The 19,191-nt window shown below is 34.8% G+C and carries 18 protein-coding genes; 12 read left to right on the top strand and 6 right to left on the bottom strand.

What is annotated here, in order from left to right; genetic code table 11:
• Positions 1–52 precede the first annotated feature (52 nt).
• The 4 genes from xerD to mpl all read left to right on the top strand — a co-directional run bounded on the left by xerD (position 53) and on the right by mpl (position 5,006).
• Complete coding sequence (gene xerD, locus J3U16_RS00310; protein ID WP_065562027.1) at positions 53–967, top strand: site-specific tyrosine recombinase XerD; 915 nt, start codon at positions 53–55, stop codon at positions 965–967.
• A 26-nt stretch (positions 968–993) separates the two neighbouring features.
• Positions 994–1,698: a bifunctional protein-disulfide isomerase/oxidoreductase DsbC gene (dsbC, locus tag J3U16_RS00305; protein ID WP_065735043.1), complete on the top strand. Its 705-nt coding sequence runs from the start codon at positions 994–996 to the stop codon at positions 1,696–1,698.
• Between the two features lie 73 nt (positions 1,699–1,771).
• The gene (gene recJ, locus J3U16_RS00300; RefSeq protein WP_267332346.1) at positions 1,772–3,502 is read left to right on the top strand and encodes a single-stranded-DNA-specific exonuclease RecJ; all 1,731 of its coding nucleotides are present in this window, start codon (positions 1,772–1,774) and stop codon (positions 3,500–3,502) included.
• 121 nt (positions 3,503–3,623) lie between these two features.
• Positions 3,624–5,006 carry a UDP-N-acetylmuramate:L-alanyl-gamma-D-glutamyl-meso-diaminopimelate ligase gene (gene mpl / locus J3U16_RS00295; RefSeq protein WP_267342316.1) on the top strand — a complete coding sequence of 461 codons (1,383 nt, stop codon included), beginning with the start codon at positions 3,624–3,626 and terminating at the stop codon, positions 5,004–5,006.
• A gap of 253 nt (positions 5,007–5,259) precedes the next feature.
• Here the strand turns inward: mpl and J3U16_RS00290 are convergent, their stop codons facing one another.
• Both J3U16_RS00290 and J3U16_RS00285 read right to left on the bottom strand, forming a co-directional pair.
• The gene (locus J3U16_RS00290) at positions 5,260–6,618 is read right to left on the bottom strand and encodes an L-serine ammonia-lyase (RefSeq protein ID WP_267330952.1); all 1,359 of its coding nucleotides are present in this window, start codon (positions 6,616–6,618) and stop codon (positions 5,260–5,262) included.
• Positions 6,619–6,855: 237 nt separating this feature from the next.
• The gene (locus J3U16_RS00285) at positions 6,856–7,236 is read right to left on the bottom strand and encodes a hypothetical protein (protein WP_065562022.1); all 381 of its coding nucleotides are present in this window, start codon (positions 7,234–7,236) and stop codon (positions 6,856–6,858) included.
• 170 nt (positions 7,237–7,406) lie between these two features.
• Between J3U16_RS00285 and proS the strand changes: the two genes are divergently transcribed.
• The 3 genes from proS (at position 7,407) to J3U16_RS00270 (ending at position 11,296) form a co-directional block, all read left to right on the top strand.
• Positions 7,407–9,122 carry a proline--tRNA ligase gene (gene proS, locus J3U16_RS00280; RefSeq protein ID WP_267342314.1) on the top strand — a complete coding sequence of 572 codons (1,716 nt, stop codon included), beginning with the start codon at positions 7,407–7,409 and terminating at the stop codon, positions 9,120–9,122.
• 33 nt (positions 9,123–9,155) lie between these two features.
• Positions 9,156–9,707, top strand: coding sequence for a tyrosine-protein phosphatase (locus J3U16_RS00275; RefSeq protein WP_065735038.1), 552 nt, complete (start codon positions 9,156–9,158; stop codon positions 9,705–9,707).
• Positions 9,708–9,841: 134 nt separating this feature from the next.
• On the top strand, positions 9,842–11,296 hold the full coding sequence (locus tag J3U16_RS00270; protein ID WP_267342312.1) for a M48 family metalloprotease: 1,455 nt from the start codon (positions 9,842–9,844) through the stop codon (positions 11,294–11,296).
• 61 nt (positions 11,297–11,357) lie between these two features.
• On the opposite strand, the gene J3U16_RS00265 is transcribed toward J3U16_RS00270, so the two are convergent.
• The gene (locus J3U16_RS00265; RefSeq protein WP_220225580.1) at positions 11,358–12,017 is read right to left on the bottom strand and encodes a histidine phosphatase family protein; all 660 of its coding nucleotides are present in this window, start codon (positions 12,015–12,017) and stop codon (positions 11,358–11,360) included.
• A 26-nt stretch (positions 12,018–12,043) separates the two neighbouring features.
• Entirely contained in the window at positions 12,044–13,018 is a 975-nt protein-coding gene (gene rluC, locus J3U16_RS00260) for a 23S rRNA pseudouridine(955/2504/2580) synthase RluC (protein ID WP_267337703.1), read from the bottom strand.
• Positions 13,019–13,166: 148 nt separating this feature from the next.
• On the opposite strand from rluC, the gene dsbB reads away from it, so the two are divergent.
• The 4 genes from dsbB to rapZ all read left to right on the top strand — a co-directional run bounded on the left by dsbB (position 13,167) and on the right by rapZ (position 16,045).
• Positions 13,167–13,700, top strand: a complete 534-nt coding sequence (dsbB, locus tag J3U16_RS00255) for a disulfide bond formation protein DsbB (protein WP_065735035.1) — start codon at positions 13,167–13,169, stop codon at positions 13,698–13,700.
• 75 nt (positions 13,701–13,775) lie between these two features.
• Complete coding sequence (gene rluA, locus J3U16_RS00250) at positions 13,776–14,432, top strand: bifunctional tRNA pseudouridine(32) synthase/23S rRNA pseudouridine(746) synthase RluA (protein ID WP_267342311.1); 657 nt, start codon at positions 13,776–13,778, stop codon at positions 14,430–14,432.
• Positions 14,433–14,506: 74 nt separating this feature from the next.
• Positions 14,507–15,103 carry an XTP/dITP diphosphatase gene (locus J3U16_RS00245; protein WP_267342310.1) on the top strand — a complete coding sequence of 199 codons (597 nt, stop codon included), beginning with the start codon at positions 14,507–14,509 and terminating at the stop codon, positions 15,101–15,103.
• A 93-nt stretch (positions 15,104–15,196) separates the two neighbouring features.
• On the top strand, positions 15,197–16,045 hold the full coding sequence (rapZ, locus tag J3U16_RS00240; protein ID WP_267342309.1) for an RNase adapter RapZ: 849 nt from the start codon (positions 15,197–15,199) through the stop codon (positions 16,043–16,045).
• 6 nt (positions 16,046–16,051) lie between these two features.
• Here rapZ and J3U16_RS00235 read toward each other — a convergent pair whose 3' ends face one another.
• Both J3U16_RS00235 and envC read right to left on the bottom strand, forming a co-directional pair.
• Entirely contained in the window at positions 16,052–16,849 is a 798-nt protein-coding gene (locus J3U16_RS00235) for a divergent polysaccharide deacetylase family protein (RefSeq protein ID WP_267339217.1), read from the bottom strand.
• Positions 16,846–18,054: a murein hydrolase activator EnvC gene (gene envC, locus J3U16_RS00230; RefSeq protein ID WP_267330946.1), complete on the bottom strand. Its 1,209-nt coding sequence runs from the start codon at positions 18,052–18,054 to the stop codon at positions 16,846–16,848. Before envC ends, J3U16_RS00235 begins: the two co-directional genes overlap by 4 nt.
• 202 nt (positions 18,055–18,256) lie before the next feature.
• Here envC and glyQ point away from each other — a divergent pair, with 202 nt between their 5' ends.
• Positions 18,257–19,189 carry a glycine--tRNA ligase subunit alpha gene (gene glyQ, locus J3U16_RS00225; protein WP_065562010.1) on the top strand — a complete coding sequence of 311 codons (933 nt, stop codon included), beginning with the start codon at positions 18,257–18,259 and terminating at the stop codon, positions 19,187–19,189.
• Positions 19,190–19,191: the final 2 nt, after the last annotated feature.

The raw sequence follows: 19,191 nt of genomic DNA, 5'->3' as shown, positions 1-19,191 counted from the left end.
TTAGCAGTTAGTATATAATAGGAAAAATCGTCGAAAAAAGAGTTGGCTTTTAATGTCTGATAAAGAGATATCATCACAAAATAAAATATTAATTGAACAATTTTTAGACTCAATTTGGTTGGAACGAAATCTTTCTGAAAATACTATCGAATCTTATAAACTCGACCTGTTTGCTTTAAGCCAATCACTGCAATCACAGCAAGTTAATTTCATCACTGCTCAATCAATTAATTTGCAGGAATTTTTATTGCAACGCGTTAAAGATGGTTATAAAGCAAGTAGTTCAGCTCGTTTACTTAGTGCGACTAAACGTTTTTTTCAATATTTATATCAAGAAAATTATCGTACGGATGATCCATCAGCTATATTATCATCACCCAAATTACCCAAAAAGTTACCCAAAGATCTAACAGAATTACAGGTTGATGCTCTTCTTGAATCACCAAGTATTGATGATCCAATAGAATTGCGAGATAAAGCGATGTTAGAAGTGCTTTATGCAACAGGGCTACGCGTTTCGGAGTTAGTGAATCTAGAGATTAGCGATGTAAGCCTTAGACAAGGAGTAGTTAGAGTCGTTGGTAAAGGAAATAAAGAGCGTTTAGTTCCTTTGGGAGAAGAGGCTATTTATTGGCTTGAATACTATTTCAAATATGCGCGCAACGATCTTTTAAAAAATGGCCCTGTTGATGTTCTTTTTCCAAGTCGATTGGGTAAAAAAATGACACGACAGACTTTCTGGCATAGGATAAAATATTATGCCATACTAACGGGCATTAATATAGAAGCCCTTTCGCCTCATGTACTTAGACACGCTTTTGCAACGCATTTACTTAATCATGGTGCCGATTTGCGTGTTGTACAAATGTTACTTGGGCATAGTAGTTTATCAACTACACAGATTTATACACATGTTGCAACAGAAAGATTAAAACAGTTGCACAGCAAACATCATCCTCGCGCATAGCGGTTCAATAAACTAAGGATAATTGAATGAAAAAATTAGTAATCAGTTTAGGTTTAGCATTGATCTCAACTTCAGTATTAGCCTCTAACGCCGATATTACAAAAACAATGGAAAAGTTAGGTTTTTCTAGCAAAGAAATTACAATCGAAAATAACCCAATACAAGGGCTAAAAAGTGTTACCACACCTGATGGTATCTTTTATGTCACTGATGATGGTAAATTCTTAACTCAAGGGCCAATCTATAATCTTGAAGGCAGTGAACCAGTAAATATTGCCAACAGCAATAACTTAAAATTAATGAAATCAATTGAAAAAGATGCCATTGTTTATCAAGCTCCAAACGAACAATATGTTATCTCAGTTTTTACCGATTACACATGCCACTACTGTAAATTATTACACGAAAATATTGAGCAATATTTAAATGCAGGCATCTCAGTTCACTATTTTGCTTTTCCACGAGCAGGAGCAGATAGTGAAGTAGGTAAAAATATGCAATCCATTTGGAGTGTAGTTGATCGCAAAGCCGCTTTTGAAAATGCATATAAAGGTAATAAAATTTCACCTGCTAATAGCATGATCCCTTATGTAACACAGCAATTTAACGTTGGTAAAAAACTAGGTATTAGTGGAACACCAGCAATAGTATTACCTGATGGACAACTTGTCTCTGGTTACGTTCCGGCTGATAAATTAATCGAAATTTTAAAAAAGAAATCTAATAACTAGTACTGTATAATTTATAACCTTTAAATTATAGAATACAAAAAATTGTTAGCGCATACGCGCTAACATTCATCATATGAAAGCAGATAAATTAATACATCGTAAGTTACCCGAAACGCTACCAGAATTATCAAATGACATTCCGTTATTGTTGCAGCGAGTATATGCATTGCGCGGAATAACGTCTATGCAAGAACTAGACTATACCACTCGTAATCTATGTAACTACGACAATCTAGATGGGACCAATAAAGCTGTTGACATTCTTTATTCTGCAATGAAGAACAATGAGCGAATAATGATTGTTGGAGACTTTGATACCGATGGCGCAACCAGTACCGCATTAACGGTAAAAGCGTTAAAAAAAATGGGGTGTCAATTTGTCGATTATATTATTCCAAATCGTTTTGATGATGGATATGGCTTAAGTATTAACGTCGTAAAGAAAGCAATTTTACAAAAAGCGGATCTTATTATTACTGTTGATAACGGTGTTTCTGCTGTTGAGGCGGTTGAATTTGCAAAACAGTCGAATTTAACCGTCATTATTACCGATCACCACTTATGTCCAGAAAAACTACCTCCTGCGGATGCAATTATCAATCCTAATTTACCAAATTGCACTTTTCCTTCAAAACATTTAGCAGGTGTTGGTGTAGCTTTTTATTTTATGCTGGCATTACGGTCAAAATTACGCAAGGAAAACTGGTTCACCACACATAATTTAGAAGAATTTAATATTGCTAGCTTATTAGACTTAGTTGCCCTTGGCACTATTGCCGATGTGGTAAAACTCGACCTAAATAACCGAATACTAGTCCATCAAGGTGTTAGCCGTATCCGGGCAGGCTATTGTTGTGAAGGAATTAAAGCATTATTAAATATTTCCAGACGAGATCCCCTTACGTTCACCTCAACAGATCTTGCTTATTATATAGCCCCAAGACTAAATGCTGCTGGACGAATGGATAATATGTCTCTGAGCGTAGAATTATTGCTATGTGAAGACTATGATAGTGCAGTCAATCAAGCAGCCGATCTTGATACGCTTAATAGTGATCGAAAATTAATTGAGCAAACGATGTATCAAGAAGCTTTATCCCACGTTGAACAGATACATAAAACTTCTTTCCCTAATTCAATAGTGGTACATCATCCTGAGTGGCATCAAGGTGTTATTGGTATAGTCTCAGCACGATTGAAAGACAAATATTATCGTCCTGTGATATGTTTCGCTTCGACAGAAGATGGATTATTGAAAGGTTCTGGAAGATCAATAGATGGTATTCACTTACAAAATGTACTCTATGAATTGAATCAAAGATATCCAGATATTTTGGTTAGCTTTGGTGGTCATGCCATGGCTGCTGGATTAAGTATCCAAGAAAAAGATTTAGATAAATTTAGGGATCTTTTAGAAACAGTGATAACTGAGCAACTTGATTTGAAGGTACTTGAACAAACGATTGAAACCGATGGCGAGATAAATAACGGAGATTTTAATTATTCAATTGCAAAACTACTAAAAGACTCTGGTCCATGGGGTGAAGGATTTATCGAACCTACATTTGATGGCGAATTTATTATTCATCAGCAACGCATATTTGCTGAAAAACACCTTAAATTAGTATTAGAACCCAAAAATGGGGGACCAATAATTGAAGGGATCTGTTTTAATGTTAATTTAACAAAGTGGCCAGACCAAACGATAAAAGAAGCAAAAATTGTTTATCACTTAGATGTAAATGAGTTTCGAGGAAATCAAACCCTAAAATTAATGATAAGACATATTTGGCCTATCGCATAAGCGATTAAGATCGACTATAATTACTAGATTCTGTAAAATCAGATCAGTTAATCATAAAAATAAAATTAGCAATACAATAGTTTTATCATTAGTACATTTTATACAACATTAAGGACAAAAAATGCATATTCATATTCTTGGGATTTGTGGCACATTTATGGGCGGTATTGCATTAATAGCTCGTTCATTAGGTCACAAAGTAACAGGATCAGATAAAAATGTTTACCCACCAATGAGTACGCTGTTACAAAAAGAGCATATTGATATTATTGAAGGAGACGATCCATCACAATTAACACCAACTCCTGATCTAGTTATCATTGGCAATGCCCTATCAAGAGGAAATCCTTGTGTTGAATACATTTTGGACAATAACATTCCTTACGTCTCTGCACCACAATGGTTACATGATAATGTACTAAAAGACCGTTGGGTTATTGCTGTGGCAGGTACACACGGCAAAACAACAACGGCTGGAATGGTTAACTGGATTTTAGAAAAACAAGGCTATAAACAGGGTTTTGTTATTGGTGGTGTTCCGGGTAATTTTGAAGTATCAGCAAGATTAGGTGAAGGTAACTTCTTTGTTATTGAAGCAGACGAGTATGACTGTTCATTCTTTGATAAGCGCTCTAAATTCATGCATTATTGTCCAAAAACACTGATTATGAATAATTTAGAGTTCGATCATGCAGATATTTTTGATGATCTTAGTTCTATCCAAAAACAGTTCCATCATCTAGTTCGTTTAGTACCAAGTAAAGGATTGATAATTTCTCCTCAAGAAGATGTCAATTTAAAACAAGTATTAGCAAAAGGTTGTTGGAGTAAACAATCTTTTACCGAATCTGAAGACGGTTGGTTAGCGAAAAAGATTGCTAATGATGCTAGTCAGTTTGATGTTTATTACAACAACAAAAAGATGGGTACAGTTAACTATTCTTTAGTTGGTGAACACAATATGCATAATGCCTTAATGGCAATTGCCGCTGCACACAATGTTGGTATAGATCCAGCAGATGCTTGTTTAGCGTTAGGATCATTTTTAAATGCTAAAAGACGCTTGGAGCTATATGGTGAGGTCAATAACATTGAAATTTATGATGATTTTGCTCATCATCCAACGGCAATTTTAGCAACATTAGAAGCATTACGCAGCAAAATTGGTGCAAATCGACGAATTTTAGCAGTATTAGAGCCTCGTTCTAACACAATGAAGTTAGGGATTTCAAAAGATGAACTTGCTCCATCATTAGGTCGCGCTGATGAAATATATATGTTCCAACCAGAACAACTACCTTGGTTAGTTGCTGATGTAGTCGATGCCTGTATCCAACCGGCTTATTGGACAGCTGATATTGACTTATTAGTTGAAATGATAACAAAATCAGCCAAACCAACCGATGCCATTTTGATTATGAGTAATGGTGGTTTTAGTGGAATTCATAACAAGATTTTAGAAAGCTTAAAAAAACAACAATTAAGAAAAGAATTAGATGCATAACGATTAATCGCACTAAATAATTAATTTTCCTAAATGCATCTGCATATTAAAAGATGCAAAAAAGATTGTTGTAATACTTAAATATGCCACTCTTATTTATAATCCGATAATAGTGGCATCGAGTAATAGTGGTAATGTTTTAACAGTGACTCGGTAAGACTTATAACTTAACATTTATCACTCACTAAAGTAACTTTGGTGAGTGATTACTTACATTGTACAGCAAAAAGCTCACATAATTAGCTCTTCATTATTAACTACAGTGAACAGTAATTGCTAACCCACCACGTGAAGTCTCGCGGTATTTTGCATTCATATCCTTTCCGGTTTCGTACATAGTTTCAATCACCTTATCAAGCGAAACGATAGCTGCGGTAGTGCGTCTTAATGCCATGCGTGTCGCATTAATTGCTTTAACTGCAGCAATCGCATTACGTTCAATACAAGGAACTTGTACTTGACCATCAACAGGATCACAGGTTAAACCTAAATTATGTTCCATACCAATTTCGGCTGCCATACAAACTTGCTGAGGATTACCCCCCAACAATTCAGCCAGACCAGCAGCCGCCATTGAACAAGCAACACCGACCTCACCCTGACAACCAACTTCAGCACCTGAAATAGATGCATTTTTTTGATAAAGTAAACCAATGGCTCCACAAGTTAAAAAATAGCGAATAAAAATATCGGGCGAGACCGGATCGATAAACTTATCATAATAGGCAAGAACGGCTGGTATTATGCCGCAAGCGCCATTGGTAGGAGCCGTCACTACCCTTCCCCCTGCGGCATTTTCTTCACTGACTGCTAACGCAAACATATTTATCCAATCAATAATAATCATTGGATCATTATTATTTTTGCTAGTCAATAATTGGCGATAAAGTGCATTTGCTCGACGTGGAACCTTAAGTGCACCAGGTAATAATCCTTCAGTATTCATGCCGCGTTTAATACAATCAAGCATTGTTTGTCCAACTAAAGAAAAATAATTTACAACATCATCATAACTATGCAGTTGTAACTCATTTTTTAACACAATACTCGATACCGACAACGAATTATCATCACAATGCTTCAATAATTGCGCTGCTGTTGAAAAAGGATAAGGCACATCAACAGAATTCTGCTGTTGTTGTCCAAACTGCTCCTCTTCAACAATTTTTCCTCCACCCACTGAATAATAGGTTTTCTGGACGATGAGTTCATTACCATGATAAGCGCTTAACGTCATACCATTTTCATGTAATGGTAAAAAAGTTGAATGAAAAATAATGCTTTCGTTTGAAAAATCAATTTGGTATTTACCATTATATATCGGTAATTTACCACATTGGTTCATGGTTTGAATAAAATGGGGAATTTGGTCAATATTAACGGTATCAGGCTTTTCGCCAGATAATCCAAGAATAATTGCAACATCAGTATGATGCCCCTTGCCGGTCAGTGATAAAGAACCATAAACATCTGCCACAATTTTTGTCACTAATGGCATTTGCCCATTATCAATCAGTTGATCAATAAACGCCTTACCCGCTCGCATTGGACCAACTGTATGTGAACTTGAAGGACCTATACCAATTTTAAATATCTCAAAAACTGAACCCATTTTATCCCTTTTATAATCTTTGACATGCACGTAGTTATGAATAAAAAATGACTTATATAATGCTATATTATGGTGATAAGTATTAGCTAATCAAGCTAATAATTGAGATTAAATTTTTATCCTTAAATAAATTAAAAAAAAGTTGAGGAGCGGGGTTTTTGACACCTAATTTTGGTTTAAAAACATGTCAAAATGATTATATAGAATCATAGTAACAATTTTATAATACCCGTTATTTTAATCCATAACAGAGTCGTAGTAACAAATGAACCCTGTATCTATATGTTCAATTTTTAAAAATCCCCCCGTCAAAAGATCCATTTGAAAATAACTTGGTTTTTCTATCAAAGTCACCTTACCATAGAGTTTATTACCAAAGTACATGTATCCGTCGTTGTTAATGTAAACATCATCATCCGGTTCGATTAATCCACCACACGGGCAATCAGCACTGCTTACTAAATCATCATCTTTAGTTTTGCAAGTATCAAAGCGCCAACCGACATTTGAAATTTCATCATAACTCATATCCATTAAATGGTATTTGGCGATTTTGAATGGATAGTAAAGTAGAATCATGCAGAACAAAATAAGAGCAATACGAGATAAAAATTTCAAAAATATTCAACCTTATTATTTTTCTAATCTTATAATTATCTAAATTTACTCTATATTTTTACTCATAACAACAATAACCAATAAAATTACTTTAGTGTTACGTTAGGTACTGCTAAACTAGCTCACATTTTAGTATATTATTAGTACATTATTTTTTTCAGGATAAATTTATGCGAACCAGTAAATATCTTCTATCTACATTAAAAGAGACACCCGCTGATGCTGAAGTGATAAGCCATCAATTAATGTTACGTGCCGGCATGATCCGTAAAGTTGCCGCAGGATTATATACTTGGCTACCTACTGGCTATCGTGTACTTAAAAAAGTTGAAAATATTGTTCGGGAAGAGATGAACAAAGCAGGGGCAATTGAAGTGTTAATGCCAGTTGTGCAACCTGCTGATATTTGGCAAGAGAGTGGTCGTTGGGAACAATATGGTCCAGAGCTATTACGTATCAAAGACCGTGGTGACCGTGATTTTGTATTAGGTCCAACCCATGAGGAAGTGATCACTGACTTACTTCGTAATGAAGTCAGTTCCTATAAACAATTACCGCTTAATGTTTATCAAATTCAAACCAAATTCCGCGACGAAGTCCGTCCACGATTTGGGGTAATGCGTTCGCGTGAATTTATTATGAAAGATGCTTATTCGTTTCATACTTCACAAGAATCTTTACAAGAAACCTATGATGATATGTATAAGGCTTACAGTGCGGTATTTACTCGTGCTGGCTTAAATTTTAGAGCTGTGCGTGCTGATACGGGTTCTATTGGTGGCAACTGGTCGCATGAGTTCCAAGTATTAGCCGATAGTGGTGAAGATGATATCGTCTTTTCAACTGAATCTGATTACGCTGCTAATATTGAGATGGCACAAGCATTAGCACCAACGCAAAGCCGATCAGCACCAACTAAGGCAATGGAACTGGTTGATACACCTGATGCCAAAACAATTGATGAATTAGTTGCACAATTCAATTTACCGATTGAAAAAACAGTTAAAACACTCATGGTCAAGGCGACTAAAGAGAGTGGGCACCAACTTGTAGCTTTATTAGTCCGTGGTGATCACACGTTGAATGAAATCAAAGTGGAAAAAATTGATATTGTGGCATCACCGCTTGAATTTGCAACTGAAGAAGAAATTCGCGCGGTAGTGAATGCAGGACCTGGCTCTTTAGGACCAGTAAACCTTAATATGCCAATCATCATTGACCGTGATGTGGCAGTAATGAGTGATTTTAGTGCTGGCGCCAATATTGATCATAAACATTATTTCAATATCAATTGGGAAAGAGATGTCGCTTTACCTCGCATTGAAGATATTCGTAATGTGGTTGAAGGCGATATTAGCCCAGATGGTAAAGGGACATTACAAATTAAACGTGGTATTGAAGTTGGGCATATTTTCCAACTTGGTACTAAGTATTCAGAAGCAATGAAAGCAACTGTCCAAGGTGAAGATGGACAAAACCATGTGATGATCATGGGCTGTTATGGCATTGGGGTTAGCCGAATTGTTGCAGCTGCAATTGAACAATGCCATGACGATCGAGGGATTATTTGGCCAGAAGCGATTGCACCATTTAGTGTTGTCATTATTCCAATGAATATGCATAAATCAGAAAAAGTACAAGCCACTGCTGAAAAACTTTATGCCGATCTCCAAGCTCTGGGTATTGAAGTATTATTTGATGATCGTAAAGAGCGTCCTGGTGTTATGTTTGCAGATGCCGAACTTATTGGTATTCCTCATACTATCGTTATTGGTGAACGTAACCTTGATAATGGTGAAGTGGAATACAAACATCGTGCGGGTGGCGATAAAGAATTAGTTAAAGTTGATGATATCGTTGAATTTATTAAAAAACGTCAACAATAAATTTAAGAATTAGATTTTAATATTGGAGCACAAATGGCCTGTAATAAAATATCCAAAATAACTAATATTTTCTTATTGTGTTACTTGTGCTTTATCATTAGTGGTTGCCAATCTAATATCAATTCTTTACATCTCCCCGATAATTTTTATCAAGTTTCTAATGATGTCTATCGCTCTGAGCAACCCAGTGTAGAGCAGATAGCGCAGCTTGATAAACTTGGCTTTAAAACTATTATAAATTTACGGCTATTTCACAGCGATCGAGAGTTAGTCGAAAATGCACAGATATCAGAAGTTTGGATTCGAATGCGGGCAGGTGATATTACTGATGAGAAAATGATCCAAGTAATGAAAGCGATTCATACCTCTCCTAAACCGATATTAATCCATTGTTGGCAAGGCAGTGATCGTACCGGCGTCACTATTGCTATGTACCGTTTGGTTTTTGAGAATTGGACTAAATCTCAAGCAATTAATGAGTTAATGCAAACTGAATTTGGTCATCACTACAATGTTTATCCTAACATACGAAAATACATTGAAAACGTTGATGTAGAATATATTCGCCATGCTGTATTTGAATAATTTCATTATTTAATTTAATAAACTAAATAGTCTTTATCAAATAAATAGCTCAATTTGATAAAAAATTCAAAGTGATATTGTCTTTTTTTTAAGCTAAAATGTTTCATAATCAAATTTTTTTATGAGTCATAAATATGTTAAAAAAAGCAATCGCATTGGTACTATCAACATCACTATTCTTACAAAATACACATATTGTTTATGCAGCAGATAATATAACACTACCTGAGATGGGAACCGCAGCTGCAACCACATTAAGCATCGGACAAGAAAAAGAGATGGGTGATTATTATGTGCGATTGTTACGAGGCAGTGCTCCTATAGCCAATGACCCTGTCTTAAATCAATATATTAATAATTTAGGAAAAAAATTAGTTTCTAAATCTGAATCAGTTCAAACCCCTTTCCATTTTTATATAATGAAAAGTAATGTGCTCAATGCCTTTGCTTTTTTTGGCGGTAATGTTGTCATTCATTCAAGAATAATTATGGATACTGATAATGAAAGCCAATTAGCTTCGGTTATGGCTCACGAAATTGGGCATGTTACTCAACGCCATTTAGCTCGCGCTATGGAGGCTCAAAATAAAAATAGTCCTTATGTTTGGGGAGGAGCCTTAGGTTCATTACTATTAACATTAGCTAATCCAGAAGCGGGTATGGCGGCAATGACAACCACCATGGCAAGTTCGACACAGAGTATGATTAGTTTTACTCAATCAAATGAACAAGAAGCCGATAGAGTTGGGCTTAGGACCATAGCGAAAGCCGGATTTGATCCTCATGCATCTTCTGAATTTTTACAAAAACTGGCTGATCAAAGTCGCTTCAGTAGTAAACCGCCTGAAATTTTAATGACTCACCCATTACCGAATAGCCGTTTATCGGATATGCGCAATCGCTCTTTGCAATATTCTAAAAAAAATGTACCTTCCTCATTAAGTTATTATTTAGCTAAGGCCCGAATAGCAATACTTATGGGAAATAATAATACCGCTAAACTATTACTTGATAATTATCGCAAATTGAATACCGATCAGGGTAAAAAGGCGCTAACCTATGCCGTCGCACTAAGTAATTACAAAAGTAAAAATCTTGTTCAAGCAAAAATTCAATTGCAACCGTTATTAGATAATGATCCAGATAATATTTGGTATATTGATTTAATGACAGATATCAATTTAGAAAGTAATAATAATAAAGAAGCCATAGCTCGTTTACAATCTGCCTTAAAACGATCACCGGATAATGCTGTATTACAATTAAATCTTGCTAATGCTTATATAAAAGATGGCCAATATCAGCAAGCGGTGAGTTTATTGCATCGTTATACATTTGATCACAATGATGATACTAATGGTTGGGATTTACTGGTTACCGCTTATGGGGGAATAAAATCGAGAGCTCAAGAAATGAGTGCAAGGGCTGAATCAATCGCGCTTGAAGGACGTTTCCCTGAAGCAATTCAATTGTTAACCAATGCTAGAGCTCAAGCTAAAGGTAATCAAACATTAATTTCAAAAATTGACGCAAGAATTAATCAATTGAAACAATTACAAAAACGTTACGCTGCTTATAGCAGAAGGTAGTCTGAATATTACTCGGCTAATAACTTAATTAGCCGAGTATACATGACAAAATTAACGGTAATTAATTGTTTAAATGATCGACATTATTATAAAACTTAACTGAAAATTCCCCCTCAGGCTTATCATCAGTTTGCTTATAGTTAACTACACTTATACTGGTATTTAACACTCGTGGGAAATAATCTTCATCACGATGTCTACGCCAATCTCCACCATTTAAAACACAAAGTAATATTCTTAAAACCGTACCATGTGATACAACTAAAATATTGCCTTCATCTTGCGGTGCATTTTTTACGATAACATTTAAAGCTTCTTTCATTCGAGAAAGTATATCAAGATAGTTTTCACCTTGGTTAATAGATGAGTCAAAGTTTTCAGGATCGGTTAAATAAGTCGTGAATTCAGGTATTTCTTTTTTTAATGAAGGGACATGTTTGCCTTCCCAAAGACCAAAATCCATTTCTCTTAGATTATCAAGTTCAAAAGTCGGAATGACATTGTCATTTTCATGAATGATATAATCTCGAGTCTCTTTAGCCCGTTGTTGTGGGCTTGAGTAGGCTTGTATAAAAGGTATATTTTTCAGATGCTTTCCAGTGATTTGAGCGCCTAAAACACCATTTTCTGTCAAAGGCGAATTTTTCGATCCTTGCATTTGATCTTTAATATTCCATTCGGTTTGACCATGTCTAATTAAATATAAATTAAGATCTTTCATTATTGTTGATTACCTTCTCATTTAAATCATTGTTGATATTTATCATTTCTAATCTGGATTAAACAGTTTTGCAATATATTATCCATCGGGGCATGTAATTGCATCTCTTGTAAAGTTTTTGGATGAATAAATTTCACATTAGCTGCATGTAAAAATAATCGATTAAGTTTGCTTTTAGCTAATAATTCATCAAATTGGCTATCTCCGTAACGATCATCAAATGCTATTGGATGATTAACATATTGAGTGTGTACACGAATTTGATGCGTTCGTCCAGTTACGGGACTAGCTTTTATTAATGTTGCAAAACCAAAGCGTTCTTCCACTTTGAATCGTGTTTCAGATGGCTTACCTTCTGCATTTACCTTAACCACACGTTCACCACTTTTGAGTACATTTTTTAATAGTGGTGCTTGTACAACTTTACATTCAGAAGGCCAATTACCTTTCACTAAAGCTAAATAATTTTTTTGCATCTGTTTTAAACGAAGTTGTTCATGTAATGCTTTTAGTGCAGAACGTTTCTTAGCAATAAGTAAAACACCAGATGTTTCACGATCGATACGATGTACTAATTCTAAAAATTTGGCTTCAGGTCTTAATGCTCTTAATCCTTCAATAACGCCAAAACTTAAGCCACTTCCACCATGTACGGCAATGCCAGATGGTTTATTAATCGCAAGAATCACATCATCTTCATAAATAATTGATTTTTCTAAATCAGCAACTTTATTCAGTTTTTTTGAAATTTCAGGAACTGTTTTTTCTGAAATACGAATAGGTGGAATTCGAACTTCATCACCAACAGCTAATTTATATTCTGGCTTAATCCGCTTTTTGTTGACACGCACTTCCCCTTTTCTAAGTATGCGATAAATCATACTTTTAGGCACACCCTTAAGGTATGTTATTAAAAAGTTGTCAATTCGTTGTGTCACATTTTCTTCAGTGATTGTGACAAATGAGACTTGTAATTTTGTTTGTTGAACGTTTGAGTCCATAAGAAAAGATTAATCCACCCTTAATAAATAAAAGTCGTTTTACATTACTTAAAAATAAACTACACTAATGGTAATAAGAATAAGATTGGTTAATTTTAATAACCTTAATATAAAATGATTATAGCGGAATATGGAGGAATAAAATAGTATGTTGTATTTACTCAACCAATACTCTCGAGGAAGATTTGCTTGGTTTTTATTGTTTCTTTCCACCGCTATTTTTGAATTGACCGCTCTCTATTTTCAACATGGTTTAGGCCTAGCTCCTTGTACTTTATGTATTTATCAGCGCTGTGCAATTTACGGTATTATGTTTGGCAGCATCGTTGGACTTATCAACCCCAAAAAATTAATATTTAGACTAGCTGGCATATTAATCTGGCTATTTAGCGCTTTTAAGGGGTTTGAATTAGCAACTTTTCATGCCCATTTGCAGTTCGAACCGGATTTAAGTGATACCTGTGCAATTAATGTCCAATTCCCTTCTTGGTTACCATTAAATGAATGGTTACCAAGCATGTTTAATGCTTATGGTTCTTGTTCAGAAAAAATTTGGTCGTTCTTAACTATTGAAATGTCGCAATGGATGATAATCATTTTTGCTTGCTATCTTTTTGTTAGTTTAATCATACTATTTTGCCAATTGTTTTCAGCTAATAAAAAGTCAATCTGGAGTAAATAAGTTTATTTCAACTGGCACTTTTTACCGAGTTTGTTAGAATGTGTGACAATTTAATTTGACAAATTATCACACTAAATGCTTTTGGAATATCATCCCCCCATTGATCCTTGGTTAACTATTTTATATCAAGATGATCATATTGTTGTGGTTAACAAACAACCTGGTATTTTGTCGGTATCAGGAAATAAACCACAATTTATAGATAGTATTATTCATCGTTTACAACAAAAATATAGTTATGTTGAATCAGTCCATCGTCTAGATATGGCTACGAGTGGCATTATGGTTGCTGCTTTATCTAAATTAGCAGATAGAGAAATTAAAAAGCAGTTTAGAGAGCGTATACCTAAAAAAACATATATTGCTGTGGTCCTCGGTCACCTTAAGGATGACGCAGGCCAAGTCGAACTCCCATTAATTTGTGATTGGCCTAATCGCCCAAGACAGATGGTAGATCATGAAAATGGCAAATATGCATTAACACATTATCAAGTTATTTCACGCAATAATGATAATACAACTCGGGTGGCATTGTTTCCATTTACAGGGCGCTCTCATCAATTAAGAGTGCATATGCAAGCTATAGGGCATCCTATTTTAGGCGATAAATTTTATGCTCATCCTGAAGCATTTTCAATGTCAAAAAGGTTATTGTTACATGCTCAACATCTAACAATAAATCATCCTAAAACCGGTGAAACTCTGACATTCCGTTGTGAACCTGATTTTTAAAATTTAAGCGTACATCTACTTGCTATACTTGATTAACTAATTACGATATAAAACTAATATCATGGAGTCATTAAATGCAGAAAATTGTTTTAGCCACTAATAACCAAGGAAAGGTCAATGAATTACAAACGCTTTTAGCCGATGCTGGATTTGATGTTATAGCCCAAAATACCTTCAATGTTCCTGATATAGAAGAAACAGGCCTAACATTTATTGAAAATGCCATCTTAAAAGCAAGACATACCGCAAAAGTGACTCAACTACCGGCGATAGCAGATGATTCAGGTTTAGTTGTTCAAGCACTAAACGGGCAACCTGGTATCTATTCTGCTCGTTATGCGGGAGAACATGGTAATGACAAAAGCAATAATGAAAAGCTGTTACTTGAATTAAAAGATGTGCCTAAAGAAAAAAGGACAGCATACTTTTATTGTGCACTCGCTTTTATGCGACACGAAAATGATCCTACACCAATCATCTGTTTAGGGAAATGGAATGGATTAATTATGAATGAACCTCATGGAAATGGTGGTTTTGGTTATGATCCTTTATTCTATATCCCTGAGCTTAATTGCAGTGCAGCAGAGTTAACCAAAGAACATAAAAGTCAGATTTCTCATCGTGGACAGGCTTTAAAACAGTTAATAGCTAAAATAAAAACAGATTATTAGAGAATTTATTTAGCTTATTGTTTCTTTTCATGAATTGCACATGTTGAACTAAACAGTATATACTAGTGCACCAATTATTTTGGAGTCGATATTGTGATATTGTTGATAGTAAGTGGCCGTTCTGGTTCAGGAAAATCAATTGCATTACGCGCATTAGAAGATATGGGTTTTTATTGTGTTGATAATATTCCCGTCGCATTATTACCGCAACTTGCAGAATCATTAAAAGATAACAATACACCTGTTGCGGTTAGTATCGATATTCGTAATTTACCAGCTAACTTTAATTTTGATCATGATATTTTTCAGCGATTACCATCCTCTGTTACTCCTGAAATCATCTTTTTTGATTGTAGTCGTAATACTCTGATCCGACGTTATAGCGAAACAAGACGAATACATCCGCTAACCAATCAAAAATACTCTTTAGAAGAAGCCATAGATCTTGAAGAGAAATATTTAGAGCCTTTAAAATCACACGCAAGTTTAGTTATTAATACTGATAATCTTTCAGTTCATGAGTTATCTAATATTCTTCGTTCACGGATTTTAGGAAAAAAAGAGCGGGAATTAACCATGATTTTTGAATCATTTGGCTTTAAACATGGTTTACCTGTCGATGCTGATTTCGTGTTTGATGTAAGATTTTTACCTAACCCACATTGGGATATATCTTTACGTCCATTAACTGGCTTAGATGAGCCTGTTAAAAATTTCTTACTAAAACATGATGAAGTTACTAATTTCATTTATCAAACAGCCAATTATTTACAACAGTGGTTACCAATGTTAGAAAAAAATAATCGTAGCTATTTAACGATAGCCATCGGTTGTACAGGTGGGCAACACCGTTCTGTTTTTATTGCAGAACAACTAGCTGTGTTCTTTAAAGCGCAAAATAAACAAGTGCAAATTCGTCATCGAACACTTGAAAAAAAATAATTACTACTACTCTGAAAGTTCAAAATTTGGTAACTCCTCAAATCGTTTTTTATATTTTTCAAAAATATCTTTCAGGGTTAGCTTAGGTTTAGCCGGTTTAATTAATTCACTGACTTTAACTAATTCGATATTGTCAGGCAAATTAGCTAATTTTGCTCTTAAAACATTAACGGTTTGAGGATGTGGATGGCCAATGGCGATAGCATAACCATTTTTTTGCGCAATTTTAACTGCCAGATCAAACTGCTGACTAATAGCACTTTCTATCTGCTGATCATCTAAAAATACATCACGCCCAATTACAGTTATATTATAATCAGTTGCGGCATTTTTTACTTGAGTTTTACCTATCGTTTTACTATCCAAAAAAAACATTGAGTGATGACTTAACGCTTTCATAACATTGTGCATACCATTGAAATTGGATGTCATCAAACTGCCCATATGATTATTTACACCAATTGCATATGGAACTAGGGAGACTGCATCATCAACAATTCTTTTTACTTCTGCTTCATCCATATAAGGAAATAGAGTATCTTTTTCTAGAGGTTGTTTCCCCATAGGAGCCATAGGTAAGTGAATAATCACATCATTACCATGTTGATGAGCAAAGGTTGCGATATGTTTAGCATTTGGTGAATGAGGTAAAACAGCAATTGTAATGTTGGGTGAAAATAAAATAATCTGTTCTTCATTATGTTGACGATAACCAAAATCATCAATCACTAACGCTAGTTTCGCAGCATATGCACTATTTACATTTAATAATAATATCCCTATATATAATATACGTTTAATCATTTTAACCAACCACTAGGATCTAATGCTTTACCATCTCGGCGAATTTCAAAATAAAGCCCAGGAGTATTTTGACCTCCGCTTGAACCAACAATTGCAATCGGCTGATCTGTCCTAACATTATCACCGACTTCTACTAAAACACGTTGGTTATAGCCATATAAACTCATATCGCCTTTACCGTGCTCAAGCGCAACCACAAAACCATAACCTTGCAGCCAGCTGGCTAGGATAACTCGACCATCAGTAATTGCTTTGACTTGTGTGCCATCTTTGGCATTTATCACCATTCCCTTCCAACGAAGTTCACCTTGCAAAGCCTCACCAAATCGATGAGCAATACTACCATTTACAGGCCAAAGAAATTGATTCTGTGGTTTACCAATACCACTAACTCGAGCCATTAACGCACGTTCATCCGCGTTAGGTGTATAATTTGTATTCTTTTGTTTTTCTTGGATATTTTTGGCTTGTCTTGCTTCTTCTTCCGCAATTCGACGGTTTTCTCTTTCTGCTTGAGCAATCTTAGCCTGTAATTTCGCTTCATTATCTTTAAGTTGAGCTAATTTTTGTTGATTTTTTTGCATTGATGATTCAAGAGAATTGATAGTTTTTTGGCGTTTTTGATGATTTTTTTCTAAGGCTATTTGCTCTTGTTTTTGCTTGTTATGTAGTGTTTTTTGAGTGGCTTGCTTTTTTTGTAAAGCATTTTTCTTTTCATTGAGTTGTAATTGCGTTTCACGAAGCTTATTTATTTGTTGTTGTCTTGCTTCATTAATATAACGAAAATAAGTAATAAGGCGTTCATTACGCTCACTTTGTTCGCTAGCAAAGATCAACTTAAAATTGGTATTTTTTCCTAATTTAAATGCGCTTTCTAGCTGTTTGGATAACTCATCTCGTTGTTGATTTTGTTTAATGGTTAATTCATCAATTTGCTTGATTAAATTAGTAATTTCCCCATCTAATTTTTTTAGCGTAAGACCATTTTTTTCAATCGATGTAAGTAAATTAGCAATTTCAGTTTCTTGGTTTTTAAGATCATTGACCAATTGAGTCCGTTCTTTTGTTTGTTCTGCTAGGCGCTTTTCATGCTCTTTAATTGAACGACGCAATGATTCTAATTGTTGATTATCATCAGCATACACAAAATGTGTATTCATTAATCCAATAAATAAAATAATCAATAGATTACGATAAATAGACATGGCCTTTTTATTTATGATTTATTACCAAGCAATAAAGATAACTTTACTATACCTACAAATGTGTAAAGATGCAAAATGAAAACTATATTATGTAACTTTATTAATAAAAGTAATTAGGCATTTCACAAGCACTAATAAAAAGTATAAAATGTAGCACTATTTAATTTGTAGTAAAAATTAATTTAACCACAAAGATAACATCATGCAAAAGTTTAATGTCAAAACCTTTCAGGGTTTAATACTTACGTTACAAGATTATTGGGCTAATCAAGGTTGTACAGTGATTCAGCCATTAGATATGGAAGTCGGCGCAGGTACTTCTCATCCAATGACCTGTTTAAGAGCACTTGGTCCTGAACCGATTAATGCTGCTTACGTTCAACCTTCTCGTCGCCCTACTGATGGTCGTTATGGTGAAAATCCTAATAGGTTACAACATTATTACCAATTCCAAGTTATCTTAAAACCATCACCAGATAATATCCAAGAACTTTACTTAGGATCACTAAAAGAGCTTGGTCTTGATCCAACTGTTAACGATATCCGTTTTGTAGAAGACAATTGGGAAAATCCAACATTAGGTGCATGGGGATTAGGTTGGGAAGTTTGGTTAAACGGTATGGAAGTGACCCAATTTACCTATTTCCAACAAGTTGGTGGTCTTGAGTGTAAACCGGTGACTGGAGAGATTACTTATGGTTTAGAACGCCTTGCTATGTATATTCAAGGTGTAGATAGCGTTTATGATTTAATCTGGAGTGATGGCGCATTTGGTAAAACCACTTATGGTGATGTTTTTCACCAAAACGAAGTTGAACAATCCACTTATAATTTCGAGTACGCTAATATTGATTTCTTATTTTATTGTTTTGAACAACATGAAAAAGAAGCAAAAATGTTACTTGAATTAGAAAAACCTCTACCGCTACCTGCTTATGAACGTATTTTAAAAGCAGCTCACTGCTTCAATTTACTTGATGCCCGCAAAGCTATTTCAGTAACTGAGCGACAACGTTACATATTGCGTATCAGAACATTAACAAAAATGGTTGCTGAAGCATATTACGCCTCTCGTGAAGCACTTGGATTTCCAATGTGCCAAAATAAACGTTCTAACCAAAATGCATCAAAGTAGGA

Source organism: Gilliamella sp. B3023 (assembly GCF_026536845.1).
GTDB lineage: Bacteria > Pseudomonadota > Gammaproteobacteria > Enterobacterales > Orbaceae > Gilliamella > Gilliamella apicola_E.
Note: the sequence above shows the minus strand (reverse complement) of the source record. Positions and strands in the feature narration are given on the sequence as shown.

Coding starts and splice junctions, on each gene's coding strand:
- xerD (WP_065562027.1), top strand. CDS start 53: ATGTCTGATAAAGAGATATCATCACAAAATAAAATATTAATTGAACAA.
- dsbC (WP_065735043.1), top strand. CDS start 994: ATGAAAAAATTAGTAATCAGTTTAGGTTTAGCATTGATCTCAACTTCA.
- recJ (WP_267332346.1), top strand. CDS start 1,772: ATGAAAGCAGATAAATTAATACATCGTAAGTTACCCGAAACGCTACCA.
- mpl (WP_267342316.1), top strand. CDS start 3,624: ATGCATATTCATATTCTTGGGATTTGTGGCACATTTATGGGCGGTATT.
- J3U16_RS00290 (WP_267330952.1), bottom strand. CDS start 6,618: ATGGGTTCAGTTTTTGAGATATTTAAAATTGGTATAGGTCCTTCAAGT.
- proS (WP_267342314.1), top strand. CDS start 7,407: ATGCGAACCAGTAAATATCTTCTATCTACATTAAAAGAGACACCCGCT.
- J3U16_RS00275 (WP_065735038.1), top strand. CDS start 9,156: ATGGCCTGTAATAAAATATCCAAAATAACTAATATTTTCTTATTGTGT.
- J3U16_RS00270 (WP_267342312.1), top strand. CDS start 9,842: ATGTTAAAAAAAGCAATCGCATTGGTACTATCAACATCACTATTCTTA.
- J3U16_RS00265 (WP_220225580.1), bottom strand. CDS start 12,017: ATGAAAGATCTTAATTTATATTTAATTAGACATGGTCAAACCGAATGG.
- rluC (WP_267337703.1), bottom strand. CDS start 13,018: ATGGACTCAAACGTTCAACAAACAAAATTACAAGTCTCATTTGTCACA.
- dsbB (WP_065735035.1), top strand. CDS start 13,167: ATGTTGTATTTACTCAACCAATACTCTCGAGGAAGATTTGCTTGGTTT.
- rluA (WP_267342311.1), top strand. CDS start 13,776: ATGCTTTTGGAATATCATCCCCCCATTGATCCTTGGTTAACTATTTTA.
- J3U16_RS00245 (WP_267342310.1), top strand. CDS start 14,507: ATGCAGAAAATTGTTTTAGCCACTAATAACCAAGGAAAGGTCAATGAA.
- J3U16_RS00235 (WP_267339217.1), bottom strand. CDS start 16,849: ATGATTAAACGTATATTATATATAGGGATATTATTATTAAATGTAAAT.
- envC (WP_267330946.1), bottom strand. CDS start 18,054: ATGTCTATTTATCGTAATCTATTGATTATTTTATTTATTGGATTAATG.
- glyQ (WP_065562010.1), top strand. CDS start 18,257: ATGCAAAAGTTTAATGTCAAAACCTTTCAGGGTTTAATACTTACGTTA.